Genomic DNA, 25,994 nt, shown 5'->3' with positions numbered 1-25,994 from the left:
ACCTCATCCAATGGGGGTTTGGCTTCAACATTAGGGTACGACGGTCGGTTCAACCAGGTTTTTTTGTGCTCTGGGTACAGTACGGAACCATGGTAAACAGATCTGGATAAGCGGGCCGATTGCCAGCGCGTACAACACCGTACCCACACCAAATGTGCCTCCCATCAGCCAACCGGCCAGTAAAACCGTCAACTCAATCGCTGTTCGCACACTACGCACAGACCAGCCAGTACGGGCATTGATTCCAGTCATCAAGCCATCACGAGGGCCTGAGCCAAAACCCGCACCGATGTACATTCCGGTCGCAATGGCATTCACCAAAATAGCGGCAAAGAGCAAGAAGCTTCGTGCCACCAATGACTCAATCGGCGGCATTAATGCTAATGCCGCATCAGCTGCAAGCCCCAAAACAATCACGTTGCTTATCGTGCCCAATCCAGGTTTCTGGCGCAGCGGAATCCACAGCAACAACACCACTGCGCCCACCACGATCATCACCATGCCAATATTCAAAGAGAAGATCCGCGCCACGCCGAGGTGAAACACGTTCCAGGGATCGGCACCTAAATTGGCCCGCACGAACATAGCCGTGGAAACCCCATATAAAACTAGCCCGGTATACAGTTGCAGCAAGCGACGAGCGATCATGTTATTCACCTCAGAATTCTTTCGTGGCTTTACTTTCAACCAAAATGGATATGATATTAAGGTCCAGTTATCAAAAAGTGGATTGCTATGGCACAGCGCAGAACAGGCTCATCATCACTGGTAAAATTGCTGGGTAACTGGCATCAGGATTTACCGCGTACCGCGGTTTACCGGCAACTGGCAGATGGATTACGGTTGTTGATTCTGGATGGGCGACTGCCACTTGATAGCCGCCTGCCGGGCGAGCGTGAGTTGGCAACGGCCCTGGGCATTAGCCGAACTACAGTGGCAAATGCGCTGGCACAACTACGTGATGAGGGATATCTGGCAAGCCGCCAGGGTTCGGGTTCCGTCACTATGTTGCCAGAAGGCACGCAAACCGTTTCGCCATTACCTGGACGCACCACCACACTGGATCTTTCAACCGCAGCACTGTCTGCCGGGCCGGAAATTCATCAGGCTTATGCGAACGCCCTGATCGCACTGCCGGAACATCTCGGCAGCACTGGATACAATCAACAAGGCTTGCCCGAATTACGTCAGGTGATTGCAAAGCGTTATGTCGAAAGAGGGTTGCCGACAACCGCTGAGCAAATCATGGTGGTCAATGGCGCGTTAAGCGGCTTTGGCCTGATTCTGCGGCTGCTGACGGGGCCTGGCGATCGCGTGGTTCTCGATAATCCCACTTACCCGATGGCACTTAGCGCAATCAAAGGTGCGTCGTGCCGCCCTGTTCCTGTGAGCCTGACCGAACACGGTTGGGACACCGAAGGATTAGCCGCCACCATTGCACAAACCTCGCCACGGCTGGCCTATTTGCTGGCAGATTTCCATAATCCCAGCGGGCTTTGTATGGATGCGCAAACCCGCGAGGCCATCGCAGAAATTGCCGCACGAACACGCACCACTATTGTGGCCGATGAAACCATGGTTGACCTGTGGTATGACGCTCCCCCACCGCCACCGCTGGCCGCGTTTGATCAGGCTGACAGGATTATCACGTTAGGTTCTGCCGGGAAAAGTTTTTGGGGCGGGCTGCGTTTAGGCTGGATACGCGCCGACTCACGCACGATTGCCTCGCTGATTCAAATTCGCGATTCCTTAGATTTAGGGTCTCCCATTCTTGAACAGCTTGCCGCCATCAATCTGTTTAATGAGGCCGAAAACTTCCAGCCGCAACGCCGCGAAATGCTACGTCAGCAACGTGATGCCTGTGCGGAAGTCGTTAAAGAATTATTCCCGGACTGGAAAATGACGGTGATACCACAAGGTGGTTTATCCTGGTGGATTGAACTACCAAAACCACTGGCTACGGTTTTTGCGGCCAGTGCTGAGGCCATCGGCATTCGTATTGGTGCAGGGCCACGTTTTGGGTCAGAAGGCGCATTTGAGCGCTATTTACGTTTGCCATTCACACTTGAAGCTGCACAAATGCGTGTCGCTCTCGAAAGGTTAAAACCACTTTGGGATAATATGGCGCAGACTAGAAATGAGAGTTTGAGAAGATCTGTTGTTTAATTTTTTAAATTAATGGTTCACATTATTAAAATGTGAACCTCATTCCCTTTTCAAGATGATTAATAACCATCCGGCAGATCCTTATCAATGGATATCAGCTTGCCACTTTTCATCGTGATATATCCACCTTCTTTTAAATCGGCCAACACCCGGAATACATGAGTACGGGATAACTTAGTGCGACTTATAATAAAACTCGCCAAACCTTCGGTTTCATTTGGAAAAGCGAGGGAACGATAGAGATAACGGTAAAGCATAGGTTTAATGGTTTGGTAGCTGGTCAGTTGCTTTCTTTCCGCATGCAGATCTAGTGAAAAAATAGTCATAAAAATCAAAATTTTTGAGAGAGCCTGCATGCTCTCAGCGTTCTGAAAGAAAATCTCATCAAATTTCTCATAAGAGATTTCAACTACTTTCACGGACGTCATGCACTTATATTGAAAATTCAACATTGGGCAATACCGCTCCATCAAACCAATGGGCATATAGTCAATAGCATTACCAATAGTGAGTTCGTTTTCTGCATGTAAAATGGCCACTGAACCTTCAACAGGAATGTAAATAAAGCCGGGCGTTATGGCTAATTTATCTGTCGCGGCAAAAAGGAGTTCTTTGCCATTGCTGCGGACATCATTAACCTGGCTCTCTATATTCAGAGATTTATAATAAAGATGAATACTTTCAAAACTGGCGCCCATAACACATCCAAGATATATCATTAATTATTATAGTATAGCGCTATCAATAGAAAATGCCTGTACAAAATGAAGAGCGTAATTTCGTCAATATATCAAAACAAATCGTAGTCCCATATGGCACTACTTCCAGGTTAATTCATCCATTAAAATTGCCTGTGTTAATCCACAGGTTATTTAAATTATCGAAACATATCTTCTATCTTTTAGAATTTATTAATTTCTGAGGTTGAATTAATGAGATTGAATCTAATAGCCAACAGCCTGATTGCCGCGGGGTTACTGACGACACTGTCAGTTAACGCAGCAACTCCAGCGCCCACTAACGATGCGACACCTGCAACAAAACAAGCCAATGAAGCGCTTTATCAGCAGCTCCCGTTTTCTGATCACACCGATTTCGTGAATGCTCATAAAGGCTTTATCGCTGCACTGCCACAGGATGTGATAAAGGGCGAGCAAGGCAATGTTATCTGGAATCCACAGCAATACGCCTTTATTAAAGAGGGCGACAAAGCGCCAGCGACGGTTAATCCAAGCCTGTGGCGCCAGTCCCAGTTGATTAATATCAGCGGTCTGTTTGAAGTGACCGACGGTGTTTATCAGATTCGTAATCTCGACCTTTCTAATATGACCATCATTGAAGGTAAAACCGGGATTACCGTTGTCGACCCGCTGGTTTCTGCTGAAACCGCGAAAGCGGGCTTGGAACTGTATTACAAAAATCGCGGCAAAAAACCTGTAGTGGCGGTGATTTTCACCCACAGCCACGTTGACCACTACGGCGGCGTGCGCGGCGTGGTTGATGAAGCCGATGTCAAAGCGGGCAAAGTGAAACTGTATGCTCCACAAGGCTTTATGGGCTCTGCCGTCGACGAAAACATTATGGCGGGTAACGCCATGAGCCGCCGCGCAAGTTACATGTACGGCAACTTGCTGCCAGCCAATGCTAAAGGCCAGGTGGGCGCGGGTCTGGGCACCACAACCTCTGCGGGTACCGTGACGCTGCTGGCACCAACCAACTACATCACGCATACCGGCCAGGAAGAAGTGATCGATGGTCTGACTTACGACTTTATGATGGCTCCGGGTTCTGAAGCGCCGTCGGAAATGCTGTGGTATGTCAAAGAGAAGAAAATGATCGAAGCGGCGGAGGATGTAACTCACACGCTGCATAACACCTATTCTCTGCGCGGCGCGAAAATCCGCGACCCGCTGGCTTGGTCTAAATACATTAATGCCGCGATTGACCGCTGGGGCAGCGATGCGGAAATTATTATCGCCCAGCACCACTGGCCGACCTGGGGCCAGGATAACGTCGTTAACCTGATGAAAGGTCAGCGCGATATGTATCGTTTCATCAACGATCAGACGTTGCGCATGGCAAACGAAGGTCTGACGCGCGATGAAATCGCCGCGAACTTCAAACTGCCACCGAAACTGGCGAAAACCTGGGCGAGTCGAGGTTATTACGGTTCGGTTAGTCACGATGTGAAAGCCACCTACGTGTTCTATCTCGGCTGGTTCGATGGCAACCCGGCAACCCTAGATGAACTGCCGCCGGAAGAATCCGCGAAGAAATTCGTTGAATACATGGGCGGTGCGGACAGCATTCTGCAAAAAGCGAAATCTGATTACAGCCAAGGGAATTACCGTTGGGTGGCGCAGGTCGTAAGCAAAGTGGTGTTTGCCGATCCAACCAACAAAACGGCCCGCAACCTCGAAGCCGATGCGCTGGAACAGATGGGGTATCAGGCAGAATCCGGCCCATGGCGTAACTTCTATCTGACGGGTGCGCAGGAATTGCGTAATGGCGTGATTAAAGGCCCTACGCCAAATACCGCCAGCCCGGATACCGTTCGTGCGATGACGCCAGAAATGTTCTTCGATTACATGGCTGTCCATGTCAACGGTGAGAAAGCGGCGAATGCCCACGCGGTGCTGAACTTCAACTTCGGCGACCAGGGCGGGAAGTACAAACTGGAACTGGAAAACGGGGTGCTTAACCACACGCCAAATTCAGAAGCCAGCAACGCTGACGCAACGATCAATCTTTCCCGCGATACGCTCAACCGTATTATTTTGAAAGAAGAAACATTGCAGCAGGCGAAAGATAAAGGTGATGTGAAAATCACGGGTGATGCAGGCAAACTAGATGAAGTGCTGGGCTATATGGACAAGTTTAACTTCTGGTTCAATATCGTTACGCCATAAGCCAGATACATAATTACGCTTTATCCCTGATGCTCTGTGACTCAAGTTGCAGGGCATTTTTTTGTTTTGTGTTTTTTTTGAGTGTGGCGAAGTAGAACAGAGACAGGCATAAGCATGTTGAAATTTTACATGCGCCAGAATTGGGTGGGGGCCCTGCCAGCTACATCCCGGCACACACGTCATCTGCTGCGGCTGCTTCCTTCCGGACCTGACCGAATTCACAAATTAGTGTTGCGGGAGAACCAACAGGGCCCCCATTGAGAGCGCTAGTTACCTAACGCGCTGGCGCATTATCCACGTTGCCCTATGCAATTGCAAGCAAGGTGCGGTCAGGTGTTGCTTTCTTGCGCACCCGCTGTTTTCCTTCCCTGTTTGATCATCGCCGATTATCCTAAACCCTGGCTGTTTTGGAGTTTGCTATGGACAACGATTCATTCCCGCAACGTGTTTACCAAATTATCGCTGCTATACCGGAAGGGTTTGTCACAACGTATGGTGACGTAGCACGCCTGGCCGGATCACCGCGTGCAGCAAGGCAAGTGGGAGGCGTACTCAAACGGTTACCCGAAGGCAGTAAACTGCCCTGGCACCGAGTGGTCAACCGTCATGGACAGATATCTCTGACTGGCCCGGATTTGCAACGCCAGAGGCAAGCCCTGCTTTCAGAAGGCATTATGGTTTCTGGAGATGGGTATATAGATATGGAACGTTATCGCTGGAATTACTAAAGAGCGCCTCCGTAGAGGCGCTTAAGCATCACAATCAGAACTGCGTTGGTGCAGGAACCGCTGAAGAAGGGTTCACCTGAGTCGGTGATGTTGAAGGCACTGTTGTTACCGCCCCGCCATTCGTCTGAACTGGAACCGCGGTTTGCTGAACAGGAACCAGTGTCAAATCCACTTTTGTTCCACCCTGATTAACAGCCGGTTGAATGATATCGGTGATAAACATCAGTTTATCGTTCACGGTAATGGCCGCACTCAGGATAATGCGCGCGTTCGGCTGTATATCAGCCGGGTTATACGGCAGCACAAAACTGAATGGCGACTGCTTCCCTTCGGTACGCACCGCTTTTTGCGCTAACACTTTTGACGGAGCATCCGCCAAAGAGGCATCAGACAACGTAACAGTGAGCACCGCATCAGGCGGCAATGCAACTTTTTGACGAATCCAGACCGTACCGGAAACGTTAGGCTGTCTAATATCAGACTGCGCCGTTGCCGCTGCCGATGAGGTCGTTGCAGCAGGTGCAGGCGTTGGGATATCGGCGCTTTTCTGCGCGCATCCCGCCATTGCTAAGGCAATGGCTAAACCACTTAACGTGTGCACAAGTTTCATTGATTTGTTCTCCTTATTATCAATGCACCAGCAGGCCACGGGCCTACAAGTAATGAGTGGTTAAACATGCTTATCATGCTAAGTGTGGCACATATCACTGATTTCTGCCCAAAACCGAAACACATCATCAGGTCGGGCCACTACGTGGCGAATGTTGGAAACCTGTTATAATCAGGCCAATTGCACGATTTTATTTTTTTACTGAGGACACTTTATGAGTCAGGCGCTCAGCAATTTGTTGGCATTACTCAATCTGGAAAAGATTGAAGAAGGTATTTTTCGTGGCCAGAGCGAGGACTTAGGTTTACGTCAGGTATTCGGTGGACAAGTCGTTGGCCAGGCGTTATATGCCGCTAAAGAAACCGTGCCGGTTGACCGTCTTGTGCACTCATTCCACAGTTACTTTTTGCGCCCGGGCGATAGCCAAAAACCGATTGTTTATGATGTGGAAACTCTGCGCGACGGCAATAGTTTCAGTGCTCGCCGCGTGGCAGCGATTCAGAATGGCAAACCGATTTTCTACATGACAGCTTCTTTCCAGGCGCCCGAGCCGGGGTTTGAACATCAAAAAACCATGCCTACAGCCCCTGCCCCGGAAAATCTGAAATCTGAAACTGAAATCGCCATGGCGTTTGAAAAGCTTCTCCCTCAGACGCTCAAAGAGAAGTTTCTGTGTGAAAAGCCGCTGGAGATTCGCCCGGTGGTGTTCCATAACCCAATGCAGGGCCACGTCGATGAACCTGTACGCCAGGTTTGGATGCGGGCAAATGGTCAGATGCCAGCCGATTTGCGCATCCAACAATCTTTACTGGGTTATGCCTCAGACTTCAACTTCCTGCCAGTAGCCCTCCAGCCTCACGGCGTAGGTTTCCTGGAGCCGGGTATGCAGGTTGCCACCATCGATCACTCAATGTGGTTCCATCGTCCGTTCGATATGAATGACTGGTTACTGTATAGCGTGGAAAGTACGTCAGCTTCGAGCGCACGTGGTTTTGTACGCGGTGAGTTTTATTCACGCGATGGCGTTCTTGTGGCGTCAACGGTGCAGGAAGGCGTGATGCGCAAGCGCGGTTGAGATTGTGCCAGTTGACGCGACACTGAACCGACTTATGGTTTTGTCCGGGTTAATCTTGAAAGCATAAAAAAAGCGGAGCCTGTGCTCCGCTATTTTATTTAATGTCTTACTTATGCGTTGTAAGCATTTTCGCCGTGGCTGTTCACATCCAGACCTTCGCGCTCATGCTCTTCAGGTACACGCAGGCCCACAGTCAGGTCGGCAACTTTGAAGCCGATGAATGCGACTACCGCAGACCACAGAATCGTCACACCGATACTTTCTAACTGCACCAGCACTTGATGGCCCATAGTCACGCCTTCTGCGTAGCCTACACCGCCAAGGGATGGAGCGGCGAAGATACCTGTCATGATGCAACCAACGATACCGCACACGCCATGGACGCCGAACACATCGCAAGGGTCATCTACACGCAGCCATTTTTTCAGCAGCGTCACGCCCCACAAGCCAGCCAGACCAGCAACGATACCGATAATCAATGCACCGCCGACACCAACATAACCACAGGCAGGAGTAATACCAACCAGTCCTGCGATAGCACCGGAACATGCCCCCAGCAAAGATGGTTTGCCGCGCAATGCCCACTCGCCAAATACCCAACCGAGTACCGCAGCCGCTGTTGCAACAACAGTATTCACAAAGGCCAATGCAGCAATTTCGTTAGCAGCGCTTGCAGAGCCTGCGTTGAAGCCGAACCAACCGAAATAGAGAATTGCTGTACCGGTAAATACCATCGGCAGGTTGTGCGGTTTGAAGGCTTCTTTACCATAACCCACACGTTTGCCAATCAGGTATGCACCCACCAGGCCTGCTACTGCGGCGTTGATGTGAACCACTGTACCGCCTGCGAAGTCCATTGCGCCATGCGTCGCCAGCAGACCACCACCCCATACCATATGTGCAATCGGCAGGTATGAAAGCGTCAGCCAAATTACGACAAAGATAAGTACAGCCGAGAAGCGAATACGTTCAGCCAGTGCACCAACAATCAGGCCAACAGTGATACAGGCGAAGGAGCCCTGGAACGCAACATGAATATATTGGTAGAAAGAACCAGTCAGCGCGGTGAGCTGGATGTTCTTCAACATTACCCAATCGAAGTTACCGAAGAAGTTACCACCAGCACCGAAGGTTAATGAGTAGCCGTAAACCACCCACAGTACACAAACCAACGCAAACGTAACCGTAATCTGAGTCAGCATTGACAGCACGTTTTTAGAGCGAATCAGGCCGCCGTAAAACAGTGCCAGCCCAGGAATTGTCATAAACAGCACCAATGCGGTGCTAATCATCATAAAGGCGTTGTCTGCTTTATCGACTACAGCCGGTGCCGCGAGGGCAATTGATGGCGCAAGTGCCAGGGCTACAACGCCTAAGATAGAGGCTAATTTTTTCATTTTTTCCATCCCTTCACGAGTGGCAAGACGATTACAGTGCAGCTTCGTCGGCTTCGCCGGTACGAATGCGGACGACTCGTTGCAACTCAGCAACGAAAATTTTGCCATCGCCGATCTTGCCGGTATAGGCAGCTTTGCTAATGACATCAATAACTTCATCGAGTTGATCATCGGCAATTGCCACATCAATTTTCACTTTAGGCAGGAAATTGACGCTGTACTCAGCACCGCGGTACAACTCTGCATGACCCTTTTGACGACCAAAGCCTTTCACTTCAGTCACGGTCAGCCCTTGAATACCGATTGAAGACAATGCTTCACGAACGTCTTCGAGTTTGAACGGTTTGATCACCACGGTAACCAGCTTCATAGATCCCCTCCAGTCAGAATTGGGTAATAGCCTCTGCGATACGAATTAGATAAAGCAAAGGTCATGCCAAATTTGAAAAAGAGGTAATTTCAGCGCGCTAAGCTGCGCCAAATGGGGATTTTCAGGAGTGAAATTACGATGACTGGGATTAAGAAAGTTCTTAGAGAATAAAAACGCACCATTTTAGTGCATGGTGCGTTTCGCTTCTGCACCAATGGTGATAACCATTGGCTTTATGCGTGATTTTGGTGCATTACGCGGTTGCGGGTTCTTCACGCGTGGTGGCGGCTAATTCTTCACCAGCCAGTTGCAGTTGGTACATTTGCCAGTAACGCCCTTGTGCAGCCAGTAATTCGCTATGTGTGCCACGCTCTACAGCCTGACCGCGGTGCAGCACCAGAATCGTGTCGGCATCGGTAATAGTCGATAAGCGGTGCGCGATAACGACCAGCGTGGTGTGCTCACGGACGGCTGCCAGTGCTTGTTGGATTGCCTGCTCGGTGCCAGAGTCGATATTTGCCGTTGCTTCATCAAGGATCAGAATCTGCGGAGCATCCACCAGCACCCGAGCCAGCGCCAGTAGCTGTTTCTGGCCGACGGACAAATTATTACCCTGCTCGCCCAGCCGTGTATGAATTCCATCAGCCATGGTTCGAGCAAGTTCCGCAAGTTGCACCGTCTCCAGCGCTTGCCAGACGGCATCTTCGCTGATGTCGCGCCCAAGCGTAACGTTGGCAAAGAAAGAATCCGCCAACACCACCGGGTCTTGCTGAACCATTGCAACACCCTGGCGCAGCACGCGATGACTCAAGGTATCCAGCGGGCGACCATCCAGGCGGATTTCACCGTTGGTGAGTGGGTAATAACCCATCAGCAAGTTAGCAAGAGTGCTTTTCCCGCTGCCTGTGTGCCCCACCAGCGCCACAAAACTGCGCGCAGGAACATCCAGATTAATGTCCTGCAATACCAGTCGATCGCCGCGATAAGCAAAAGAGACGTTATCGACTTCGATATGGCCGCTCTCAAGCGGGCGGTCGTCGTTGCCGTAATCCTGGCGCTTACCGTCCATTAGCTCAAATACTCGCTCACCTGCAACCACCGCCTGTTGCAGCATGGATTGTTGGGTGGTGAGTTCGATTAATGGCTCATTAAGACGCCCGAGGTAGTTGATAAATGCGTATAACACGCCAACTTCAATAGTGCCGACCGAGGTAAAACCAAATAGCATCAGCAAGCCACACAACACCATTGCAGAGAACAGACTAAGCAACGGACGCAGTAAAAATCCATCGAGACGCAGGGTTTGCATTCGCGCCAGGTAATGCGAGCGGCTGGCCGCATTCATACGCTCACCAAAACGGGCCTGCTGGCGGAACTGCTGGATAACGCTCATGCCGTTGATGACTTCGTTGAAGCCATCGTTGATATCGGCCAGATAACTACGAACACGGCGCACGATCGGCGTGCTGTATCGCTGATAAATAAACATCACGATAATCACTGCCGGGAAGATGCAAATCGCCACCGTCGCCATGCGCCAGTCGAGTGTGAACATCGCCACCAGCATCGCACCAATCAATGCCGCACTACGTAATACGGTGGCTACCACCGTCACGTAGAGATCGCGAATCACTTCGGTATCGTTAGTGACGCGCGAGATCAACTGCCCAACCGGTTGGGTATCAAAAGTGCTTAATGGCTGGCGTAGTGCTGCATCCATTACATCAGTACGTAATTTTTGCACTACGCCAACGGCTGCCTGGTTAAACAGCAATGCCTGCCAGTAGTGCAGGCCCGCGGCCGAAATCGACAGTAGCAAATACGCAGTCGCAAGCCCTGCCACAGCGGCAACCGGCAACCGATGTTCAGACACCATATTATCGATGAAATAACTCACCAGAATAGGACCAGTCACTTCAGCAGCCGCCGCAATCCACAGCATCACAACCGCTCCCGCGAGCGGTTTACGCCACGGTGAGCCGTAGGCCAGCAAGCGTTTGATAGTTGGCCACTGCTTGATTGCCTTACGCATTGGCGGATTCCTCGTCTGGCGTTGCTTCTGGCGCATCATCCAGCGCCGCTTCCAATTGTTGATAGCGATACATATCGCGATACCAACCAGGCTTACCCACCAGCGCATCGTGATTACCACGCTCCACCACCTGGCCGTGTTGCATTACCAGAATTTCACTGGCTTCGGTCAGCGCCGACAAACGGTGCGCACTGATGAGAACCGTGCGGTTTTCGCCCCACTGGCGCAGGTTATGAAGAATTTGGTGTTCTGTACGCCCATCAACTGCAGAAAGTGCATCATCGAGAATTAAAATTTCTGCATCGAGCAACAATGCTCGCGCAATCGAAAGACGCTGTTTCTGGCCACCGGAAAGCATCACGCCCCGCTCGCCGACTTCAGTTTCATAGCCTTGTGGCAGACGTAAAATATCTTCGTGCACGCTGGCAAGCCTTGCGACGTGTTCGATCTCTTCCTGCGTGGCACCAGGTTTACCCAGCGCGATGTTGCTGCCAACGGTGTCGGAAAACAGGAATGGCGTTTGGTTGACTACCGCCAGGCGGCTACGCCATGAGTCGAGCTGCATCTGTGCCAATGGGATTCCGTGGAAGCAAATCTCGCCCTGGTCGATATCAAAATGGCGCTGGATAAGCGACAGAATAGTAGTTTTCCCAGCACCCGTTGGCCCGCACAGGCCAAGCATTTCGCCCGGTTTCAGGGTAAACGAAACGTTCTCAAGAGTCGGTCGTGCCGTTTGCGGGTAGTGGAACGCCTGAATATTGGCTTCCACCGTGCCGCGCCCGGCAGGCACTTCTTGCTCGCCATCTTTCACTGAAGGCGCTTCCTCCAACATGCTGCGAATACGGCTGTACGCTGCGCTGCCACGCTCAACAATGTTGAACATCCACGCCAGCGCCAGCATCGGCCAAATCATCAGGCCGAGGTACATCACAAAGCTGGTGAGTTGTCCAAGCGTCAGCGTGCCCTGAATTACCATCCAACTGCCGCCGCCAATCGCAAGCAGGTTTGCTGTGCCAATAGTGATATAAATCGTTGGGTCAAAACGCGCATCTACGCGGGCAACTTTCATATTCTTCGCACCGGCATCTTTTGCTTCGGCGGCAAACAACGCAGACTGCCTGTCTTCGAGCCCGAATGCTTTGATCATGCGGATGCTGGACAGGCTTTCCTGAGTGCGGTCATTGAGCGTAGAAAATGCAGCCTGTGCCAGTTTGAATCGCTGGTGTAACTGGTCGCCGTAACGTTTGATAACCAATGCCATAACCGGCATCGGCAATAGCGCAAGCAGCGTTAATTCCCAGCTGATTTGCGTCGACATCACAATCAACACCGCGCAGCCCATCACGAGTGAATCCACCAGCGTTAATACGCCCTCACCTGCGGCAAATACCACACGGTCGACATCGTTTGTTGCGCGCGCCATTAAATCACCGGTGCGGTGACGCAGGTAAAATTCGGGGTGCTGGCGGCTCAGTTGACGGTAGTAATCTTCGCGCAGTTCAACGGCGAGTTGATAAGACGCACCGAATAACAGTACGCGCCAGACGTAACGCAGCATGTAGACAACCACTGCGATAACCAGCATGACGCCAATCCACATCAACACGTCGGTGCCTGAAAGCGTCTGTTGGGTAACACCATCGACAATCACGCCCACCAGTTTTGGCGGCACAAGCTGCAAGATGGCAATGATAATAAGCAAGGCAACCGCCCCGAGATAGCGTCGCCACTCACGGGTGAAGTACCAGCTTAATTGAGCAAATAATCGCACGCAGTCAGATTCCTGAGATATCGTCTGCCGATGCATGGCAGAAATTGGAGGCCGGGAGCGCGGGACTTAGCGCTCTAAAGGCAAAGCCGTGGTGTATTTTATCTGTTCCATGGCGAAACTCGAAGTCACATCAGTTAAACCTGGAATGCCGTTCACCAGCCGTTTGTAAAAATCGTCATACCGTTTCATATCTTCTACCTGCACACGCATCAGGTAGTCATACTCGCCAGCCATACGCCAAAACCCCAACACTTCGGGCATTTCCGCAACGACCGAAACAAATTTGCAGTACCACTCACTACTGTGTTGTTGAGTTTTGATAAGCACAAAAGCCGTCAGCCCAAGGCCGAGTTTTTCCGGGTCTAGTAATGCTACTTTTGCCCGGATAACACCGTCGTCTTCAAGACGTTTCAGGCGCTTCCAGCAGGGTGTGGTGGTCAGATTAACGGCATCCGCGAGAGCCTGCAAAGAGAGGGTGCAGTCGTTTTGCAGCAAGGATAGCAGCTTACGGTCAATTTTATCTAACATGGCAGTATCCAGGAGAAAATTTTTCTCCATTGAATCGCCAATTAAGGCTAAAAGGCAACTTTTTTATCTTCCATTTGCATTACTCTAAGCACAAATAGACAAACGGACATCACCATGACCAGTACCTGGGTAAACCACGCGATTAGCGAAATTAATGCCGACTACCAACGCTCTGCCGACACACATTTGATTCGGCTGGCGCTACCTGGTTTTCCCGGTATTCAGCTCTATCTGAAAGATGAAAGCACACACCCAACGGGTAGCCTCAAGCATCGTCTTGCTCGCTCGCTGTTTCTGTATGGTTTGTGTAACGGCTGGATTAAAGAAGGTACGACGATCATTGAAGCGTCTTCCGGTTCAACTGCGGTTTCTGAAGCCTATTTTGCCCGTTTGTTAGGTTTACCGTTTATTGCCGTCATGCCCGCCTGCACCGCCAAACGGAAAGTAGAGCAAATTGAATTTTACGGTGGCCGCTGCCATTTCGTAGAGAGCGCATGCGAAATTTACGCGGCCTCCGAAATGCTGGAGCGTGAGTTGAATGGCCATTATATGGACCAGTTCACGTACGCCGAACGTGCGACAGACTGGCGCGGTAACAACAATATTGCCGACAGTATTTTCCGCCAAATGGAACATGAGTCTCACCCGGTGCCAGATTATATTGTAATGAGCGCGGGCACTGGCGGTACATCGGCGACCATCGGGCGTTACTTGCGCTACCAGGGCCACCCAACAAAACTGACCGTAGTCGACCCGCAAAACTCTGTATTTATGGATTACTGGCAGAATCGTGATTGCAGTTTGCGCAGTGCCATTGGCAGCAAAATTGAAGGGATTGGTCGCCCACGCTGCGAACCGTCGTTTATCCCGGATGTCATTGACGAAATGATGCGCGTGCCAGATACCGCAAGCATTGCAACTATGCAGTGGCTGGAAACGATTCTCGGCCGCAAAGTTGGCGCATCAACTGGCACAAATATGTGGGGTGTTCTGCAATTGGCTGCACGCATGCGCACTGAAGGCCGCACGGGTTCAATTGTGACACTGCTTTGTGACAGTGGTGAGCGCTATCTCGAAACCTATTACAACGCAGAGTGGGTGAAAGCAAATATTGGTGATGTGCTGCCAGCTCGAGCGGAAATCGAAAAGCTGCTTGAAAGATAACGAAAAAAAGCCGGGCAAACGCCCGGCCGGCTTAATGCCTTATCATTCGGGGGAATAAGTGAGGTTTGGTGTATCTAGCCAATGCGTCAAATAATGAGAAACAGCCTGTTTATTGCAGTGCCCAATAACAGGTAAATGCGGTAAATCTTCTTTCAGTTGCGCCATTGCGTTGCCCATGATCAAACCATGACCCACGCTTGAGAGCATTTCGCGATCGTTCATCGCGTCGCCAAATGCCATACAATCTTTCATCGTTAAACCCAGGTGCTGGCTCAATACATTGAGCGCAGAGCCTTTATTGCAGCCAATCGGTAACACTTCCAGGCAATCTACTGCCGAGAAACATAAGAATGCCCGCCCGCCCAAAGCCTCATCCAACTGAACTTTCAAACGAACAAGATCCTCGTGAGGAGCGCAGAAACAAATTTTGGTGACTTCATCGGACGGGAGGCGTTTGACGTCGACAATTTTCGGGCTAAAACCACTATAAACGTGAGCATTCAACATTTCGCCGACTTCATATTGGGTGAGCCAACCGGTGTCATTAAACACATGCAGACTCGCCTGAGTGTCCCACTGCCCGTGGATAACCATTTCCGCCGCCTCAGGAGATAGATCCTGGCGATGCAGAAGATCGCCCTGCGTTGAGTGAATACGCGTGCCGTTGCCGGTAATCAAAAACGCTTCAAGGGAGAGTTTGCTCAGCACATGACGCATTTCCAGCACATGGCGGCCCGTGGCAAACGCGAGGGTTATCTGGCGTTCATCCCGCAGACGGTTAAGAGTACGCACGGTTTCTTCACCCAAAAGATGATTGGGCATTAACAGCGTACCATCCATATCAAATGCAGCCAGACGAGCCATGTTTACTCCGATTTGTGACGACTAAAACACTGAGGGCAGTATCGCCTGGCATATACGGAACTAATAGTGAATACTTTCTGAAAATTGTTCCGGGTTTACACCAATGCGACTGTTAAACCGATTAAACCAATTTCAACGCTTATGGCAGCCTTCGGCGGGAGAACCGCAGCAAGTGACGGTAGCTGAACTCGCGGCGCGCTGCTTTTGCAGTGAGCGCCATGTACGAACGCTGCTTAATCAACTTGAAGATGCGGGTTGGCTGACATGGCATGCTCAGTCTGGGCGCGGTAAACGCGGAACATTGAGTTTTCTGGTGACTCCAGAAAGCGTGCGTTCCGGAATGATGGAGCAAGTACTCCATAAAGGGCAGCACCAGAATGCGCTAGAGCTTGCGCAAATCGCCCCTGAACAGTTGCGCCAATTGCTGCAACCGTTCCTTGGAGGGCAATGGCAAAACGATACGCCGACTTTACGTATTCCCTACTATCGCCCATTAGAACCGTTGCAACCGGGGTTCCTGCCTGGTCGTGCCGAACAGCACCTCGCGGGCCAGGTGTTTGCCGGGCTCACCCGATTCACCTCGAACTGCGCGGCACCGCAGCCCGATCTGGCTCACCACTGGCAAGTCTCCGAAGATGGCCTCAGTTGGTACTTTTTCATTCGCTCGACACTGCACTGGCATAATGGCGAACCGGTGGAAACCACGCAGTTACAGCAACGGCTGATGATGTTATTGACGCTCCCTGCGATGCGACGTTTGTTCATCAGCGTGAAGAGCATTGAGCTTGCCCATACGCAATGTATCCGCTTTGTATTGCATACTCCCGATTACTGGCTGGCGCATCGGCTGGCGAGTTATTGCAGCCGCCTGGCGCATCCTGAAGATACCCAAATCGGCTGTGGGCCATTTCGCATCAACAGCTTTAAAGAGAACCTGGTGCGTATCGAGAGTTTTGAGTATTACCACCTCAGCCACCCGCTGCTCAAAGCAGTAGAGTTCTGGATTACCCCGCAATTGTTCGACACCGAACTGGGCACCAGTTGCCGCCATCCGGTGCAAATCGCCATTGGTCAGCAAGACGAGTTGGTTCATTTACGGCCTGTAAGCAACAGTATCAGTCTTGGATTTTGCTATCTGGCGGTAAAACAAAACGGCAATTTAACACCAGAGCAGGCACGCTTCCTGATGCAAATCATTCAGCAGCAGCAGTTGATTGAAAGCCTTCCGGTCGATGAGTCGCTGATCACCCCAAGCAGCGAGATGATCCCTGGCTGGAAACTCCCCGAATGGCCATTGTCCAAATCGATAACGCTGCCGCCGCAATTAACGTTGATTTATCACTTGCCCGTTGAGTTGCACGTCATGGCGCAGCAGCTTAAAACACATCTGGCTGATTTGGGTTGCGAGCTCACACTGATATTTCATGATGCGAAAAACTGGGCAGGATGTGAGGCGTTGGCTGAGGCCGATTTAATGATGGGTGACCGTCTGATTGGCGAAGCACCTGTCTACACGCTGGAGCAGTGGTTACGCAGCGATGTGCTGTGGCCAGCGGTGCTTACTGAAAGCCAGTACACCCATTTGCAGGCAACGCTTGACCGCGTACAAATCCACCCGGATGAACACGCGCGCAGCACCGGTTTGCAGGAAGTATTCAGCGCACTAATGCGTGATGCGATAGTCTCGCCGCTGTTTAATTACCGCTACCAAATCAGCGCGCCGCCGGGTGTCAACGGCATTGAGCTCAACGCCTGGGGCTGGTTCGATTTTACCCAGGCGTGGATACCGCCACCAACGATGGCGTGAAGAAGCTGGGCAGCTATCTGCCCACGAGTTACCATAGGTTTTTAGCTGTTTAACAGGATTACTCATGAAACGTGCAGTTGTCGTCTTTAGTGGTGGCCAGGATTCCACAACCTGCCTGATTCAGGCATTACAGCAGTATGATGAAGTCCACTGTGTGACATTTGATTATGGCCAGCGCCACCGTGCTGAGATTGACGTTGCTCGTGAACTGGCGCTGAAACTGGGTGCGCGTGCGCATAAAGTGCTGGATGTAACGCTATTGAATGAACTGGCTGTCAGCAGCCTGACGCGCGATAGCATTCCAATACCAGGATACGATCCCGAAGAAAAAGGTATTCCAAGCACTTTTGTTCCAGGACGCAATATTCTGTTCCTGACGCTGACGGCGATTTACGCTTATCAGGTTGAGGCCGAAGCGGTGATCACCGGTGTTTGTGAAACGGATTTCTCCGGTTACCCGGATTGTCGTGATGAATTCGTAAAAGCTCTGAATCATGCCGTAAGTCTTGGCATGGCTCGCGATATTCGCTTCGAAACACCACTGATGTGGCTCGATAAAGCAGAAACATGGGCGTTGGCGGATTACTGGCAGCAACTGGATCTGGTGCGTAGCGAAACGCTGACCTGCTATAACGGCATTAAAGGCGACGGCTGTGGCGAATGTGCCGCCTGCAACCTGCGTTCTAACGGGCTTAACCATTTCCTGGCGGATAAACCTGGGGTAATGGCAGCAATGAAAAAGAAAACCGGCCTGAAATAAATATTAGTGGGCGTGGTCCGCTAATTGCCACGCCCCTTTATCGACTTGATTACTCCATCATTTGAACTAACTTCTCCCGCAGTTCCCCTTCCAGTGGAACCGACTTCTGAGTTTTCAAATCGATACAAACGAAAGTCAGTAACGCATCTGCGACGATCTCACCTTCTGGTTCAAGTTTAACCACCTGGCTCAAAACACCGCTTTTACCATTGAGTTGTTGTAACGAACTCTCAATACGTAGCAAATCACCAAGCACCGCCGGACGACGATAATTGATGTTGATATTCACCACGATGAAGGCGATGTTGTGCTCTGTCATCCATTGGAATCCTGCCGCATTTTCCAACCCTTCCCAGCGGGCTTCTTCGAGAAACTCAAGGTAGCGGGCATTGTTAACATGCTGATAGAAATCAAGATGGTAACCCCGAACTTTGATTTGTGTTTGCATAGCGCTAAAACCCTTTCACTGTAGTTTTAATATTCAGGTGAGGTATCAGGCCACACCAAACTGGTATGACCTGTTATTTAGCATAGCAAACTTTCCCGCCTGCGCGAGCAAGGAGCACTAAGCGTTAAAGCTTAATGTGAGACAGATTACGTTCTACCAATGCACTGCCAATCCCTGGTACCTCTTGCAATTGTTCCAGTGCCTTGAATGGGCCGTACTCTTCCCGGTAACTCACTATCGACTGCGCCTTTTTCAAGCCAACACCATTCATTGCTTTTGCTAAAGCTTCTGCGCTCGCCGTGTTAATACTTACCACGCCATCATCAGCATCGCTCGATTTAGCGGTTGCAACGGGGGTTGCAGGGGTTTTATCGCTGCGCTGTTGAGCTTGGGCCGTATCATTTTTGACAGCAACTGGGGCAGCCAAAGCCTGAGTGCAGATACTTGTACCAATAAATGCCACGGCAATGCACACTGCTTGTATTCCACTTTTGATTCCTGTTTTCATGCTGTTTCTCCTTGTGTGTTGACAGCGAAGCCACCTTACCGAGGAAAAAAAACAGCTACAAATGGCAATCTTCAAATGTGGAAAAGGCCGCGAAAGCGGCCTTTGAATGTTGCAGAGCATTGCAGTTAACTGCGAGAAACCTCGAGGTTAATTACTGCTGTTCGATGCTGTCACCCATCTTAATTTTCGCTTCTTTGCGCAAGTTGGTCATCAGCGCTTCGAAAGTGATCTGGGCGTTGTTCTGGGTGATACCCTGAACCATCGCTTTTTTCTGTTCTGCCGGCATGTCACCAGGTTTAACTTGATCCAGAGCTAACAGAACCACATTACCCTGCATGTCATTTGCCACGCCGTAGGCTGGCTTATCTTTTGCTGGTAATGGCAGATTAAAGGCAGCCTGACTGATTGGGTCCTGACCAGTACGGGTCAGCGTTTTCGCTTCACCGAAGCTCAAGCCAGCGGCTTTCATAGCTTCATCACCTTTACCCAACTTCAACGCATTCAGCAGCTTGTCTGCATCCAGCTTAGCTTGTTGCTCAGCTTTCTGATGTTTAACCTGCGCGATAACTTGCTCGCGAACTTCAGCCAACGGTTTGATAGCTTCAGCTTTGTGCTCAGCGACACGAATAACAAACGCACGATCACCATCTACTGTAATGATGTCGGAGTTCATACCCGGAGCACCATTCGCACCGACCAGACCACCATTGAAAATAGCATCTGAAACAGGTTTGAAATTCAGCTCAGCAGGTAAGTTGTCGTGACCAAACCAACCGGTCTCGACAGCTTTAACACCAGCGACTTTTTCAGCACTTGCCAGAGATTCGTTGTCATTGCTCGCCGCATCGCTAACTTTCTGCTGCAACGCGTAGTAAGCATCAACCGCTTTCTCTTGCTTCACTTTCGTAGCAATGGCGTCTTTTACTTCTGCCAATGGTTTAGTTTGCGCAGGCTGAATGTCATCAAGACGAACAACCAGGAAGCCAACAGAAGATTTGATCACACCAGAAAGCTGGCCTTTGTCTTTCAGACCGGCATTTTTCAGCTCATCAGGTGTAGTGCCTGGTTCAAGCCAACCCATGTCACCACCGTTACGGGCGGAAATAATGTCAGCTGATTTTTCTTTTGCCAGAGCAGCAAAATCACCGCCTTTGCTCAGTTCATCAAGAATCGCTTTAGCTTCGGCTTCAGTTTTAGTCTGAATCACGCTGTAACGGTTACGTTGAGGCTGAGTGAACTCGTCCTGATGCTGGTCGTAGTAAGCCTGAATATCTGTATCGGCTATTTCGACATTCTGAGAAGCCGCATCAAGCATGATGTAGCTTACTTTGAACTGCTCAGGGGCAATGTAGTTGTTTTTGTTCTGCTCATAGCTGGAGTTGATTTCCTGCTCGGAAACTTCCTGCTTCGCAGCCAGTGCGTTTACATCAATTGTGGCTTCACGAACCACACGTTGCTGCGACACCAGGGCTGCCAGTTCGTCAGTTTCACCCGCCAGCATGAAATCAGTACCCACAACGGCATTAATCAGCTGCTGAGTGGTGAGTTGATTACGCAGTGCCTGAGCGTATTGATCCGCAGTCATACCCATATTGCCGATAATCGCGGTATAACGCGCGTTATCGAATTTGCCGTTGTTCTGGAATGCGGGTTCTTTAAAGATGGCTTGTTTGATTTGTTCGTCGCTGATGCCAAGACCAAGATGTTTGGCGTATTGGTCCATTAACGCTTCATCAATCATGCGCGACAGCACCTGTTGGCGCATCTGCTTCATGTAGCCTTCATTGCCGGCTAGCACAGAGAACTGTTCGCCAAGCTGTTGCTGCTGGCGATTACGCTCACTGGCAACAGCATTTTCAAACTGACCCCGGCTGATTTCCTGGCCATTCACTTTTGCGGCGTAGTTGGCACTACCGCCAATCAGGTAGCCACTCACGCCAGTCAAAATGAATGACACGATAATGATCCCGAAAATTATCTTGATTACGAGGCTGTTTGCCGCCGTACGTAAATTGTCCATCATGGTGTAACAACACTCCACTGTAGTGTGAATGGTAAACCCAGCGCAGTCGCTAAATGGGCATCCCTGAATATGCGTACTGCTGTGCCGCTGCGTGCAAGCGGGTATTGTGACAAGAAAACGGGTTCAAATCATCAAACATGCGCAAAATTAGCCATCAGGCATAAAAAAAGGCACATCTAACGATGCGCCCTGACCTAACTTTACTAGCCTTGCCCTGTATAACCATCATTCTTCAAGCTGTAGGGGCGTTGGCTGTACTCACTTACCCAAATCACTTACTGAAGTAAGCTCATCGGGATAAGCTCTCTGGCCGCCTACCTGCAACTCGAATGCTAACGGGTATTAGCTAGCGATAAATCAGTTAACTGCTTCTTTCAACGCTTTACCAGCACGGAAACCTGGTACTTTTGCAGCAGCGATAGTGATTTCTTTGCCTGTCTGAGGGTTACGGCCTGTACGGGCAGCACGGTCTTTAACAGCAAATGTACCAAAGCCAACCAATGCAACTTCTTCCCCAGATTTCAGAGAGTCGGTAACAGCAGCAATCACAGCATCTAATGCACGTCCAGCCGCAGCTTTAGAAATATCAGCATCGGCGGCAATTTTGTCTATCAGTTGAGATTTATTCACTCTTCTCTTCCTCTCTTTATAATTTATATCGCACCAGTATCCTTCAAAGTGCGACCGCGCAGCAGTTATATCAGGCCTGTCATGCCCTTACAACACCCGTTGTTAATGGCATGCATCGCCAGCGATCTAAAGTAGCGATACAAAAAAAAGCTGGCAAGTGACAATTCACCAGCCAGCTCTGATTTTATTAACCGAATATGCGTCAGGTCACTATTTTGCGGTCACAACCTGCATTCCGTAAGGTTCGTTCTGTAATGCAAGGGTCAGAACTTCCTCAATGCGCTTCACCGGATGAATATCCAGGTCGGCGAGAACGTTGTCAGGAATCTCTTCCAGATCGCGTTTATTTTCATCCGGAATCAGAACCGTTTTGATACCGCCACGGTGTGCCGCCAGCAATTTTTCTTTCAAACCACCGATTGGCAGAACCTGACCACGCAACGTGATTTCACCGGTCATAGCCACATCTGCACGAACAGGGTTCCCTGTCAGGCAAGATACCAACGCAGTACACATCGCAATACCCGCACTTGGGCCATCTTTCGGCGTCGCACCTTCTGGCACGTGAACGTGGATATCACGTTTTTCATAGAAATCAGCATTGATGCCTAATTTCTCTGCACGGGCGCGCACTACGGTCAGTGCAGCCTGGATAGACTCTTGCATAACTTCACCCAGAGAACCGGTGTAAGTCAGCTTGCCTTTGCCCGGCACACATGCGGTTTCGATAGTCAGCAGATCGCCACCCACTTCGGTCCACGCAAGACCAGTTACCTGGCCCACACGGTTTTCGCTGTCAGCACGACCATAGTCAAAGCGCTGAACGCCGAGGAAATCTTTCAGATTGTCGCCGTTAATGGTGATGTGCTTGAGCGATTTATCCAGCAGCAGCTGTTTGACCGCTTTACGGCACAGTTTGGAGATTTCACGCTCCAGACTACGCACGCCCGCTTCACGAGTGTAGTAACGAATAATGCCGCTTATAGCACTATCCTCAACCGTGATCTCACCTTTCTTCAGCGCATTGCGTTCAATCTGCTTGGTCAACAGATGCTGTTTGGCAATGTTCAGCTTCTCATCTTCGGTGTAACCGGAAAGACGAATAACTTCCATACGGTCCAGCAGCGGTGCCGGAATGTTCATGGAGTTAGAGGTTGCCACGAACATCACGTCGCTGAGATCGTAATCCACTTCCAGATAGTGGTCGTTAAACGCCACGTTCTGTTCTGGATCAAGGACTTCCAGAAGAGCAGATGCCGGATCGCCACGCATGTCTGAAGACATTTTGTCGATTTCATCCAACAGGAATAATGGGTTTTTAACGCCCACTTTCGCCATTTTCTGAATCAGTTTGCCTGGCATAGAACCGATGTATGTACGACGGTGACCGCGAATTTCCGCTTCATCACGCACGCCGCCCAAAGCCATGCGCACGTATTTACGTCCGGTCGCACGTGCGATGGACTGACCCAGAGAGGTTTTACCTACACCAGGAGGCCCAACCAGGCACAGGATTGGACCTTTGAGCTTGTTAACGCGACTCTGGACTGCGAGGTATTCCAGGATACGATCTTTCACGCGCTCAAGGCCGTAATGATCGGTATCGAGGACTTCCTGCGCCTGACGCAGATCTTTTTTCACTTTGCTGCGCGCATTCCACGGTACCTGCACCATCCAATCGATGTAGCCACGAACCACTGTTGCTTCCGCAGACATTGGCGACATCATTTTCAGTTTTTGCAGTTCCGCTTCGGTTTTTTCACGCGCTTCTTTCGGCATTTTAGCCGCGTCGATTTTGCGTTTTAGCGCTTCGTTTTCATCTGGCGTGTCGTCCATTTCGCCGAGTTCTTTCTGAATGGCTTTCATTTGCTCGTTCAGATAGTACTCACGCTGGCTCTTTTCCATCTGCTTTTTAACGCGGTTGCGAATACGTTTCTCAACCTGCAGCAGATCGATTTCTGACTCCATCATGGCCATCAGATATTCAAGACGTTCGTTAATATCGGACATCTCAAGAACTGACTGTTTATCAGTCAGTTTCAACGGCATATGTGCAGCAATGGTGTCAGCCAGACGAGCAGGATCGTCAATGCTGTTCAGCGATGTCAGCACTTCTGGCGGGATTTTTTTGTTCAGTTTGATGTAGCCTTCAAACTGACCAATTGCGGTGCGCACCAGCACTTCCTGTTCGCGCTCTTCGATAGCTGGCGAATTCAGGTACTCAGCCTGCGCTGAGAAATGGTCACCGTTGTCAGAAAGCGTGGTGATACGCGCACGCTGTAAACCCTCAACCAGCACTTTTACCGTGCCGTCTGGCAGTTTCAGCATTTGCAAAATGGATGCGACGGTTCCCACTGAGAACAGGTCATTGACACCTGGCTCATCTGTCGAGGCTTCTTTCTGCGCCACCAGCATGATTTTTTTATCATGATCCATGGCCGCTTCCAGGCAACGAATGGATTTTTCTCGCCCGACAAACAGTGGAATTACCATGTGCGGATAAACCACCACATCGCGCAATGGCAATACGGGGATTTCAATGCGTTCAGAACGCTCAGGATTCATAGAGCTCTCTCTTAGTTAAGGTCCGCCTGGTGATGGGGCGATGTCCTCTGTTTATACCTTAAATCTTTCAATTTGCAGGAAGGCGTAAACAACGCTCCTGCACTTGAAGGATGACAGGAATCATGGCATCACCAACAAGTAATTCAGTATATGGGGATGTTTCCCGAGCATTCAATGCCAGGAATGAAGGAAAAGCAAAAGGGGGATATAAATCCCCCTTTTTAGACTAACTGACTGGTTATTTTGGCGAATTATTCACCGGATGCTTGTAGCTCTTCCGGCTTGCCATAAATTAATAATGGCTTGCTTTGACCGTCGATGACGGATTCGTCAATCACCACTTTCTCGACGTCTTCCATAGAAGGAAGATCGTACATGGTATCCAGCAATGCGCCTTCTACGATGGAGCGCAGACCACGAGCACCGGTTTTACGTGCCATTGCTTTCTTAGCAATGGCATCCAGCGCTTCGTCGCGGAATTCCAGATCAACACCTTCCAGATTGAACAACGCCTGGTACTGCTTGGTCAGGGCGTTTTTCGGCTCTTTCAGGATCTGAATCAGTGCTTCTTCGCTCAGTTCAGTCAGCGTAGCAACAACTGGCAGACGGCCGATAAATTCAGGGATCAGACCAAATTTGATCAAATCCTCAGGCTCAACCTGGCCTAACAGCTGACCTTCGGTCGCCTTCTGAGATTTACCTTTTACGGTCGCGCCAAAGCCAATACCTGAACCGGTTTCAACGCGGTTAGCAATAACTTTGTCCAGCCCTGCGAATGCACCGCCACAGATAAACAGAATCTTGGAGGTATCAACCTGCAAGAACTCTTGCTGCGGATGCTTACGGCCACCCTGAGGTGGAACCGCCGCGACAGTACCTTCGATAAGTTTCAGCAACGCCTGCTGCACACCTTCACCAGACACATCACGAGTGATGGACGGGTTATCAGATTTACGGGAGATTTTGTCGATCTCATCGATATATACGATACCGCGTTGTGCTTTCTGCACATCGTAATCACATTTCTGCAACAGTTTCTGGATGATGTTTTCGACATCTTCACCCACGTAACCTGCTTCGGTTAACGTTGTGGCATCAGCCATGGTGAATGGAACATCCAGTAAACGTGCCAGGGTTTCAGCCAGCAGGGTTTTCCCGCTACCCGTCGGCCCGATGAGCAGAATGTTACTTTTGCCCAGTTCGATACCGTTGGTGCTGTCGCCGTTACGCAGACGTTTGTAGTGGTTGTAAACCGCAACCGCCAGGACTTTTTTAGCCTGTTCCTGACCGATGACGTAATCATCGAGATGGTGACGGATTTCATGCGGAGTCGGCAGCGCACTACGTTCCCGGTGCGGAGCGACTTCTTTAATCTCTTCGCGAATAATGTCGTTACATAAGTCGACACACTCATCGCAGATATACACTGACGGCCCGGCAATCAGTTTACGCACTTCATGCTGGCTTTTGCCGCAAAAAGAGCAGTACAGCAGTTTGCCTGAACCGTCTTTGCGCTTATCTGTCATCGGTAAAACCTCTTATTTGTTTCTGTGCACCGAACAGGACGGCGCAAGTGCCATTCTACGGCGCAGCCAATCGTAAGCGCGCTATGAGCCGCTGCTATAACAATAATAGTACA

The 25,994-nt window shown here is 50.4% G+C and carries 22 protein-coding genes and 1 other RNA gene; 7 read left to right on the top strand and 16 right to left on the bottom strand.

Annotation, left to right across the window (positions count from 1 at the left end; genetic code table 11):
• Positions 1 to 30: 30 nt before the first annotated feature.
• A complete protein-coding gene (yczE, locus tag LVQ79_RS05110) occupies positions 31 to 645 on the bottom strand; it encodes a membrane protein YczE (protein ID WP_232864283.1) in 615 nt (204 codons plus the stop codon).
• A gap of 90 nt (positions 646 to 735) precedes the next feature.
• On the opposite strand from yczE, the gene yczR reads away from it, so the two are divergent.
• Entirely contained in the window at positions 736 to 2,166 is a 1,431-nt protein-coding gene (yczR, locus tag LVQ79_RS05105; RefSeq protein ID WP_232864122.1) for a MocR-like transcription factor YczR, read from the top strand.
• A 59-nt stretch (positions 2,167 to 2,225) separates the two neighbouring features.
• Here yczR and LVQ79_RS05100 read toward each other — a convergent pair whose 3' ends face one another.
• The gene (locus LVQ79_RS05100) at positions 2,226 to 2,864 is read right to left on the bottom strand and encodes a helix-turn-helix domain-containing protein (protein ID WP_232864121.1); all 639 of its coding nucleotides are present in this window, start codon (positions 2,862 to 2,864) and stop codon (positions 2,226 to 2,228) included.
• 234 nt (positions 2,865 to 3,098) lie between these two features.
• On the opposite strand from LVQ79_RS05100, the gene LVQ79_RS05095 reads away from it, so the two are divergent.
• On the top strand, positions 3,099 to 5,075 hold the full coding sequence (locus tag LVQ79_RS05095) for an alkyl/aryl-sulfatase (RefSeq protein WP_232864120.1): 1,977 nt from the start codon (positions 3,099 to 3,101) through the stop codon (positions 5,073 to 5,075).
• Between the two features lie 151 nt (positions 5,076 to 5,226).
• Here the strand turns inward: LVQ79_RS05095 and ffs are convergent.
• Positions 5,227 to 5,323, bottom strand: an RNA gene (ffs, locus tag LVQ79_RS05090) — signal recognition particle sRNA small type.
• 171 nt (positions 5,324 to 5,494) lie between these two features.
• Here ffs and LVQ79_RS05085 point away from each other — a divergent pair.
• Positions 5,495 to 5,803: an MGMT family protein gene (locus LVQ79_RS05085; protein WP_151994754.1), complete on the top strand. Its 309-nt coding sequence runs from the start codon at positions 5,495 to 5,497 to the stop codon at positions 5,801 to 5,803.
• A 34-nt stretch (positions 5,804 to 5,837) separates the two neighbouring features.
• Here the strand turns inward: LVQ79_RS05085 and LVQ79_RS05080 are convergent, their stop codons facing one another.
• Positions 5,838 to 6,413, bottom strand: coding sequence for a YbaY family lipoprotein (locus LVQ79_RS05080; RefSeq protein ID WP_232864119.1), 576 nt, complete (start codon positions 6,411 to 6,413; stop codon positions 5,838 to 5,840).
• Between the two features lie 214 nt (positions 6,414 to 6,627).
• Between LVQ79_RS05080 and tesB the strand changes: the two genes are divergently transcribed.
• Positions 6,628 to 7,488: an acyl-CoA thioesterase II gene (tesB, locus tag LVQ79_RS05075; RefSeq protein ID WP_151994752.1), complete on the top strand. Its 861-nt coding sequence runs from the start codon at positions 6,628 to 6,630 to the stop codon at positions 7,486 to 7,488.
• A gap of 110 nt (positions 7,489 to 7,598) precedes the next feature.
• On the opposite strand, the gene amtB is transcribed toward tesB, so the two are convergent.
• From amtB to LVQ79_RS05050, 5 genes are all read right to left on the bottom strand, one after another.
• Positions 7,599 to 8,885, bottom strand: a complete 1,287-nt coding sequence (amtB, locus tag LVQ79_RS05070; RefSeq protein ID WP_151994751.1) for an ammonium transporter AmtB — start codon at positions 8,883 to 8,885, stop codon at positions 7,599 to 7,601.
• A gap of 31 nt (positions 8,886 to 8,916) precedes the next feature.
• Complete coding sequence (gene glnK / locus LVQ79_RS05065) at positions 8,917 to 9,255, bottom strand: P-II family nitrogen regulator (RefSeq protein ID WP_034458018.1); 339 nt, start codon at positions 9,253 to 9,255, stop codon at positions 8,917 to 8,919.
• Between the two features lie 253 nt (positions 9,256 to 9,508).
• Positions 9,509 to 11,287, bottom strand: a complete 1,779-nt coding sequence (locus tag LVQ79_RS05060) for a SmdB family multidrug efflux ABC transporter permease/ATP-binding protein (RefSeq protein WP_232864282.1) — start codon at positions 11,285 to 11,287, stop codon at positions 9,509 to 9,511.
• Positions 11,280 to 13,058 (bottom strand): SmdA family multidrug ABC transporter permease/ATP-binding protein, encoded by a 1,779-nt coding sequence (locus LVQ79_RS05055; protein WP_232864118.1) that lies wholly within the window; start codon positions 13,056 to 13,058, stop codon positions 11,280 to 11,282. Before LVQ79_RS05055 ends, LVQ79_RS05060 begins: the two co-directional genes overlap by 8 nt.
• A gap of 66 nt (positions 13,059 to 13,124) precedes the next feature.
• Positions 13,125 to 13,586, bottom strand: coding sequence for an Lrp/AsnC family transcriptional regulator (locus tag LVQ79_RS05050; protein ID WP_064516763.1), 462 nt, complete (start codon positions 13,584 to 13,586; stop codon positions 13,125 to 13,127).
• 114 nt (positions 13,587 to 13,700) lie between these two features.
• On the opposite strand from LVQ79_RS05050, the gene LVQ79_RS05045 reads away from it, so the two are divergent.
• Positions 13,701 to 14,750, top strand: a complete 1,050-nt coding sequence (locus LVQ79_RS05045) for a PLP-dependent cysteine synthase family protein (RefSeq protein WP_232864117.1) — start codon at positions 13,701 to 13,703, stop codon at positions 14,748 to 14,750.
• 42 nt (positions 14,751 to 14,792) lie between these two features.
• Here the strand turns inward: LVQ79_RS05045 and cof are convergent, their stop codons facing one another.
• A complete protein-coding gene (gene cof, locus LVQ79_RS05040) occupies positions 14,793 to 15,614 on the bottom strand; it encodes an HMP-PP phosphatase (protein ID WP_232864116.1) in 822 nt (273 codons plus the stop codon).
• A 103-nt stretch (positions 15,615 to 15,717) separates the two neighbouring features.
• On the opposite strand from cof, the gene LVQ79_RS05035 reads away from it, so the two are divergent.
• Positions 15,718 to 17,421: an SgrR family transcriptional regulator gene (locus LVQ79_RS05035; protein WP_232864115.1), complete on the top strand. Its 1,704-nt coding sequence runs from the start codon at positions 15,718 to 15,720 to the stop codon at positions 17,419 to 17,421.
• Between the two features lie 64 nt (positions 17,422 to 17,485).
• Entirely contained in the window at positions 17,486 to 18,181 is a 696-nt protein-coding gene (gene queC, locus LVQ79_RS05030; protein ID WP_232864114.1) for a 7-cyano-7-deazaguanine synthase QueC, read from the top strand.
• Positions 18,182 to 18,230: 49 nt separating this feature from the next.
• Here queC and LVQ79_RS05025 read toward each other — a convergent pair whose 3' ends face one another.
• From LVQ79_RS05025 to clpX, 6 genes are all read right to left on the bottom strand, one after another.
• Positions 18,231 to 18,629: a YbgC/FadM family acyl-CoA thioesterase gene (locus LVQ79_RS05025; RefSeq protein ID WP_151994744.1), complete on the bottom strand. Its 399-nt coding sequence runs from the start codon at positions 18,627 to 18,629 to the stop codon at positions 18,231 to 18,233.
• A gap of 124 nt (positions 18,630 to 18,753) precedes the next feature.
• Entirely contained in the window at positions 18,754 to 19,125 is a 372-nt protein-coding gene (locus LVQ79_RS05020) for a helix-hairpin-helix domain-containing protein (protein ID WP_232864281.1), read from the bottom strand.
• 163 nt (positions 19,126 to 19,288) lie between these two features.
• Positions 19,289 to 21,160, bottom strand: a complete 1,872-nt coding sequence (gene ppiD, locus LVQ79_RS05015) for a peptidylprolyl isomerase (RefSeq protein WP_232864113.1) — start codon at positions 21,158 to 21,160, stop codon at positions 19,289 to 19,291.
• Between the two features lie 357 nt (positions 21,161 to 21,517).
• A complete protein-coding gene (gene hupB / locus LVQ79_RS05010) occupies positions 21,518 to 21,790 on the bottom strand; it encodes a nucleoid-associated protein HU-beta (protein ID WP_151994742.1) in 273 nt (90 codons plus the stop codon).
• Between the two features lie 210 nt (positions 21,791 to 22,000).
• The gene (gene lon, locus LVQ79_RS05005; protein ID WP_151994741.1) at positions 22,001 to 24,355 is read right to left on the bottom strand and encodes an endopeptidase La; all 2,355 of its coding nucleotides are present in this window, start codon (positions 24,353 to 24,355) and stop codon (positions 22,001 to 22,003) included.
• A 251-nt stretch (positions 24,356 to 24,606) separates the two neighbouring features.
• Positions 24,607 to 25,881 (bottom strand): ATP-dependent protease ATP-binding subunit ClpX, encoded by a 1,275-nt coding sequence (gene clpX, locus LVQ79_RS05000; protein ID WP_120066138.1) that lies wholly within the window; start codon positions 25,879 to 25,881, stop codon positions 24,607 to 24,609.
• Positions 25,882 to 25,994: the final 113 nt, after the last annotated feature.

It is taken from the genome of Buttiauxella cochleicola (assembly GCF_021282405.1).
In the GTDB taxonomy this organism is placed as follows: domain Bacteria; phylum Pseudomonadota; class Gammaproteobacteria; order Enterobacterales; family Enterobacteriaceae; genus Buttiauxella; species Buttiauxella massiliensis.
This window is presented reverse-complemented; position numbering and strand designations above follow the sequence as displayed.